Origin of the sequence: Paenibacillus cellulosilyticus, assembly GCF_003182255.1 — a bacterium.
Lineage (GTDB): Bacteria > Bacillota > Bacilli > Paenibacillales > Paenibacillaceae > Paenibacillus_T > Paenibacillus_T cellulosilyticus.
In genome coordinates, this window is the sequence record NZ_QGTQ01000032.1 from 69229 (window position 1) to 75405 (window position 6177).

At 47.7% G+C, this 6177-nt stretch carries 7 protein-coding genes and 1 rRNA gene; 6 read left to right on the forward strand and 2 right to left on the reverse strand.

Annotated features, from left to right (window positions below; all coding sequences use genetic code 11):
* The first annotated feature begins 7 nt into the window (after nt 1-7).
* Nucleotides 8-790 (forward strand): N-acetylmuramoyl-L-alanine amidase CwlD, encoded by a 783-nt coding sequence (gene cwlD, locus DFQ01_RS26170; RefSeq protein WP_110046893.1) that lies wholly within the window; start codon nt 8-10, stop codon nt 788-790.
* Between the two features lie 102 nt (nt 791-892).
* Nucleotides 893-1972, forward strand: coding sequence for an Mrp/NBP35 family ATP-binding protein (locus tag DFQ01_RS26175; RefSeq protein WP_110046894.1), 1080 nt, complete (start codon nt 893-895; stop codon nt 1970-1972).
* A gap of 63 nt (nt 1973-2035) precedes the next feature.
* Here the strand turns inward: DFQ01_RS26175 and gerD are convergent, their stop codons facing one another.
* Complete coding sequence (gene gerD / locus DFQ01_RS26180; protein ID WP_110046895.1) at nt 2036-2737, reverse strand: spore germination lipoprotein GerD; 702 nt, start codon at nt 2735-2737, stop codon at nt 2036-2038.
* 329 nt (nt 2738-3066) lie between these two features.
* On the opposite strand from gerD, the gene DFQ01_RS26185 reads away from it, so the two are divergent.
* Nucleotides 3067-3699, forward strand: coding sequence for a KinB-signaling pathway activation protein (locus DFQ01_RS26185; protein ID WP_110046896.1), 633 nt, complete (start codon nt 3067-3069; stop codon nt 3697-3699).
* A gap of 13 nt (nt 3700-3712) precedes the next feature.
* On the opposite strand, the gene pdaB is transcribed toward DFQ01_RS26185, so the two are convergent.
* Nucleotides 3713-4525 (reverse strand): polysaccharide deacetylase family sporulation protein PdaB, encoded by an 813-nt coding sequence (gene pdaB, locus DFQ01_RS26190; RefSeq protein ID WP_110046897.1) that lies wholly within the window; start codon nt 4523-4525, stop codon nt 3713-3715.
* A gap of 116 nt (nt 4526-4641) precedes the next feature.
* On the opposite strand from pdaB, the gene DFQ01_RS26195 reads away from it, so the two are divergent.
* The 3 genes from DFQ01_RS26195 to DFQ01_RS26205 form a co-directional block, all read left to right on the forward strand.
* Nucleotides 4642-5265: a stage II sporulation protein M gene (locus DFQ01_RS26195; protein WP_110046898.1), complete on the forward strand. Its 624-nt coding sequence runs from the start codon at nt 4642-4644 to the stop codon at nt 5263-5265.
* 116 nt (nt 5266-5381) lie between these two features.
* Nucleotides 5382-5603 (forward strand): hypothetical protein, encoded by a 222-nt coding sequence (locus tag DFQ01_RS26200; protein WP_110046899.1) that lies wholly within the window; start codon nt 5382-5384, stop codon nt 5601-5603.
* 333 nt (nt 5604-5936) lie between these two features.
* Nucleotides 5937-6177 (forward strand): 16S ribosomal RNA (locus DFQ01_RS26205); the annotation flags it as partial.

Consider the following 6177-nt stretch of genomic DNA (forward strand, 5'->3'; position numbering starts at 1 on the left):
TTTATTTATGCGGCGGTTTCGGAACCGGATTGTCGTATGGATGAACTATAAAGGGACGCTGCGAATCGTAGTGAGCGCCCTGCTTGTGATCGCTGCTGTCGTGCTCATCGTACAGGATATTCCGGCCTCGCGGACGTGGACGACCTGGTCCCTTCCCTTGTCAGGTAAGACTATTGCCATCGACGCAGGTCATGGAGGCATTGACGGGGGAGCAGTTAGTAAGGAAGGGGCGATTGAGAAAGATCTGAACCTTGCGATCGCCATTTATTTGCGGGATTATCTGCAGCAGGCAGGGGCCATCGTCGTTATGACGCGAGAAGGTGATTATGATCTTGCGGCAGAGGATACGAAGAAGGTCGCCAAGCGGAAGACAGAGGATCTCATGAAACGTGTGTCGGTCATCAAGCAGGCCAAACCTGATCTTGTTGTCAGCATCCACATGAACAGCATCCCGTCCATCAAATGGTTCGGCGCTCAGACGTTCTTTTACCCAAGCCAAGTAAACAACGGACAATTTGCGGCATTAATTCAAGAAGAGATAAAGCGCAACTTGGCCAATACGACGCGTATTGCAGCTCCTATCAAAAATGAAGTGTACCTGATGAAGCAAATCACCGAAATCCCAATGGCACTCGTCGAAGTCGGGTTTTTATCGCATCCTGAAGAGGCAACCAGATTGTCCGATGGTGATTACCAGCGTTCTATCGCTGCGGCGATTTACCAAGGAATTTTGCGATTCAGCGCAGGGGAGAAGGCATCGACCACCTCAATAGCAGAACCGGTGCATTGATCGAAGGGCGCCGAAGACTATGGTATAATAGTGATATGTGCAGCATTTGCTTTTCTAAATCCAATCAACTATTTACATAGCTAAAAAGGTGGAATCAATACGATGTTAACGAGAGACGAAGTAATCGAAATCGTCCGGAAGGCAGTGGATGGCGCTGGAGCAACCGGCCAAGCTGTTCAATTCCGCGATGTGGTATGGAAAGACAATAACCTCTCCATGACTGTACTAACGGCGAAGCCAGAAGATCAAACTCCTGTAGAGGCTGTCGTACGCGATGCATTGAAGGTGGCAGGCATCGAGTCGGTGCATCTGCGCTTCCGTGAGCTTCCTCCAGAGGTGCCTGCAGCGTCTGCGCAATCCAATGGTGAACAAGGCCAGGGTGCACCGGTCAAAGGCCATGGCGGGCTGCTTGAGCCCACACCGCTACTGTCGCCAGAAAGCGGTACGAAATTTATTGCTATCGCAAGCGGCAAAGGCGGCGTAGGCAAATCCACCGTAACGGTAAACCTTGCGGTTGCACTGGCACGCGCAGGTAAGCGCGTAGGCCTAATTGATGCAGATATTTACGGATTCAGCGTCCCTGATATGATGGGGATCGAGGAGCGTCCTGATGTAGAAGGCGATCGTGTAATCCCGATCGAGCGATTTGGCGTTAAAGTCATGTCCATGGGCTTCTTCGTTGAGAACAACAGCCCTGTCGTATGGCGCGGACCGATGCTTGGCAAAATGCTTCGCAACTTCTTCGCCGAGATTGAATGGGGCGAGCTCGACTACATGCTGCTTGATCTGCCGCCAGGAACCGGCGATATTGCGTTGGATGTCCATCAAATCATCCCGCAGAGCCAAGAAATTATCGTCACGACGCCGCATGCGACGGCAGCATTCGTTGCCGCACGTGCAGGTGCCATGGCCATTAAGACCGAACACGCCATCATTGGCGTCGTCGAGAATATGTCGTATTACATGAACCGCCATAGCGGAGAGAAGGAATATTTGTTCGGACGTGGGGGCGGAGCGCGTCTTGCGGAGACACTGAATGCAGAGCTGCTTGCTCAGATTCCGCTTGGTGCGCCAGACAACCATCCATCCGAGCCGGATTTCTCGCCTTCTGTTTATAAAGCAGACAGCGAGACTGGCATGCTGTATGCGGAACTGGCACAGCGTGTAATTGCTAAAGTTTAATGACCATAATAAATAACCAGCCAAGCGACCCTAGTGGGAGCGAGGCTGGTTATTTGTTTTTAATCACGTTGATGAGTCTTTTTCTTCTCCGCCACCAGAATCTGATTCATCCTTGGAATCGTCGCCGCTATCTTCGCTATCTCCGCTGCTTTCATCCTTCTTACTGCTGTCTGTCGTCAAAGTGGAAGAAGATGGTTTAAGCTCTTCTTGCACAGCCTTCTTCAGCAGGTCGAGGACTTCGAGACGAAACAGTGGATTCTGCATAGCTTCCTGCATGAGCGACATAACCTGTTTGCGGTATTCGGAACCTTGCATGACATCCAGGATCATTTTATTCATCTCCGGCGACTTCATCGCCTGGACGAGATCCTTTTGATAAGTAGGGTCCTTAATGAGGTCCTTATGAATTTGCTTGTTCTGCGAATTGACCGTCTTAGCGAACTCACCAGCGAAACGGGTGTCAGTCATTAAGGTTTTGATTACTTTGTCATAGTCGGGGGAGACGAGTACTTCCTTTACTGCCATCCGAACCTGCTCCTGATCCTGAACGGACAAGAGTTTAGAACTAAATCCTGTGTTTCCTGTTGAGGAATTTGCCGACTCCTGGAGCGCTTTTTGCGCATCCTCGGTTTTTAGAATATCGATGACCATCGTTTTCATGTCTTTGTAGCTTATCGGCTCGCTCTGTGATGATGACGGCTCAGCGCCGCAGGCCGTTAACGAGAGCAGGGCAGATGCAGCTAATATCCATATCCATAATCGCATGCTGTGCCAGACCCCTTCCATTGCCAACAATGATTCGTAACGATAGTATGTGCAATGTTCACGCGATTATCATCGGATTGGTTTAGCTTTTATCGCCAATAAGATTTTGTCCTTCGGTGTAGACGAAGACTTATAATTTCTTATGTGGTAAAATAAAGGACAGATCGCATGATACAAATAAGGGGCGGCAGCCTCTTGGAATCCAATAAGTATAAGTTTCCACCTATACATAAGCTTGGGTTTCTCCAGCAATTGAAATGCACTGTGCCGTTAATAAGATGGCCAGATCCGTTTCACCCTGGATAACAATTGGGAGGTCAATGCAAAGCATGAACTTAAGAAAATTGTTTTTCCTGTTTTGGAGCTCAATGGCCGTTGGGGCAGTTACCTGTACGGTGCTCGGACTCGCTCTCCAATTCACGGACCAATCGTACGGGTTTCTGAAAGTCGAGGAGACAGGCTATAACGCCCTTATGATGGCGATCAGCGGCCTGATGATTGGCGTCTTCGCGATGATGGGGTTTTTCGCTTACTTGACGGTCAACTACATCGCACTGAGCATTTTTAGACAAAAATATTTATGGACCATGCTTCAAGGCTATACGTCGTTGTTCGCAACGTTCGCACTCGGTTATATGCTCTATGGAGAACGCGAGCGTCTGAGCAATTGGTTGTATTGGGTACTGCCGATTGCACTGGCAATTGGCTCGATAATTGTTTCGTATTTTAAAGCAAAGCAAACGAACCGCAGCGCATTCGTGCCAACGATTTTCCTCATGTTTGTTGTGACGGTGCTGGAAGCGTGGCCAAGCATTAATGGGGAGACGAATGCAGTATCCGTCGTCTTTATGATTACACCTTTGTTTGTCTGCAACGCGTTCCAAATTATGTGGCTTCACAAGCTTGTGGGCACTACGAACCAAAAAACCGACTCCGCGAACGTCGCGAAATCGGCTTCCTAGTTATCTTCGGGTATTACAAACCATATGCTGCAGCTTCTAGTCGGGCAGACGGATCGCTCAAGGAACCGGTATTTACCGTTTTACCTTGAACTTCTGTCTGTCCGATCATTTGTGATACGGTTACGAAATCATAGCCGTTCGCCCGCAGTTGGTCGATGATGGCCGGCAAGGCATCGCGTGTCTGTTTAGACGAGTCACTTGCATGCATCAATATGATGTCACCAGGGTGAGCGCGGCTTACTACACGTTCCACAATTTTATCCGTACCGATATTCATCCAGTCGAACGAATCCGTGTCCCATTGGATAACCGTATAATTCAGCTCCTCGGCAATCCGAAGCACACGTTTGTCAAAATCTCCATTCGGCAGTCGAATCAAATTAGGCGATTTACCCGTTAAACCTGACAGAATCGTATGAGCCGTCGTAATTTGCGAGCGGATTTCGTCGTCATTGAATTTGCTGTAGTAATCATGCTTATGGCCATGACTTCCGATTTCGAAGCCTGCGTCTACAATCTTCTTTACAATTTCAGGATGGGACTGACTCCAGACAGAGGAGAGGAAGAACGTAACATTCTTAACGCCTTTCTCCTTCAGAACATCGATAATAGGCTCGGCACGCTTGTCTCCCCAGCTGATGTCAAACGTTAATGCAACAACCTTCTTGTCCGTCGGAATGCTGTAGATGGCTGCCGGCTGCTGGGGGGCGAATACGGCAATATTGTCACGCTCTGCATAAATAATGCCGCAGGAGAAAACAACAGCTACAGCGAGCATCAAATATCGCTTTAGTTTCCTTCCGTTCAATACATAAAACATGTTCATCCGTCGGCGCTCCTCTCATATCAAACTTTCGTATACCTTGTACTAGTACAATCCTATGCTCGTACACAGAGGATATTCTTCTTCTGTCTATGAATCTTTAAGAGGAGGCAACGACTATGTTTCGTAATCTTGCATGGGCAGCACATTTTCGAATGATGCGCTCTTATTTCGGAATTAGTGCAGTACTATTCCTAGCTGGTATAGTGACTGGCATAACCGCAACAGGCTTCTCAGACTTTCTAGACCAACAGCTTAAGGGCATTAAGGATCTGAGTGACATTATTAATCAGTCGTCCAACCCGACCTTGATGGGGATCGTCGTCATTTTCTTTAATAATGCGATCAAAGCGGGGATGATTGTTTATTTAGGATTTCTATTCGGCATCTATCCAGTGATTTTCATCGTACTCAACGGCATGGTCATTGGTTATCTCATGCACAAATACTATGTGGCAGAGGGAGCCGCTACAATGTTCGAGGTGTTGGTGAAAGGGATACTCCCACACGGGATCATCGAAATTCCTCTCATCATCATCGCTTCTGCTTATGGACTTCGGTCGGGTAACATTGCGATCCGATGGATTGGTGCACTCTTTAACGGGACAAAGGCAAAAGCGATGGCCCAGGAGACGGAACGTTACGTCATCACAACGCTGCCGGTCGTGCTTGGAATTGTACTGCTGCTGCTCGTTGCTTCCCTTATTGAAAGCACAATAACGCCACTCTTGTTACAAAAGTAATAAAATTTCCAATATTTGAGCATAACAATAAAGCGGCAGGTAGCGTCCTAAGCAGCAGCGCAGGGCGCTTTTTGTTTAAATGAATTTGTCGCTGTTAAGGAGGCCGACTAACGGTTATGCTCGGGATCTTGTTCAACGAAAAAGAATGCAAAGAATTTGACTACGTCCTCCGCAAAGAACTGGATGAAATGATGCTCGACCTGCATGATTCACGGCTAGATGAGGACATCAAACAAGCGATTGCGAAAAGATATAAGATCATCTTCCGCATGTTCGCCAGAATTGCCTCTCCTAAGGAGTTGTCACGCTACGCGCTGAATATGCGAAATTATCGATAGCGTAAAGACTGCGGGCTGTTGCCAAACTATATGCACGGCCCGTTCTACCGACGATAGCAGAAGTAATTTTAGCTTTATTGAAAAAAGGTGTTGCATACTGTGGACAGCCTATGGTATATTCTAATTCCGGTCGCGAGAACAACGCCGGACACGAAAGAAATGACTCATTCATTCGAAATCGAGTGAATAATGATTTTAAAAGAAATGCTTGACACACTTAATAACGTCTGATAAGATGTTAAACGTTGTCGAAATTGTTCTTTGAAAACTGAACAACGAGCGAAACTGTCAGTTTAAATGTTTTAAATGAGCTAAACAAGCTTCACCATAACTTTTATGGAGAGTTTGATCCTGGCTCAGGACGAACGCTGGCGGCGTGCCTAATACATGCAAGTCGAGCGGAGCTGATGAGGTGCTTGCACCTCTGATGCTTAGCGGCGGACGGGTGAGTAACACGTAGGCAACCTGCCTGCAGGACTGGGATAACATTCGGAAACGAATGCTAATACCGGATAATCGATTTCCTCGCATGAGGAGATCGGGAAAGACGGAGCAATCTGTCACCTGTGGATGG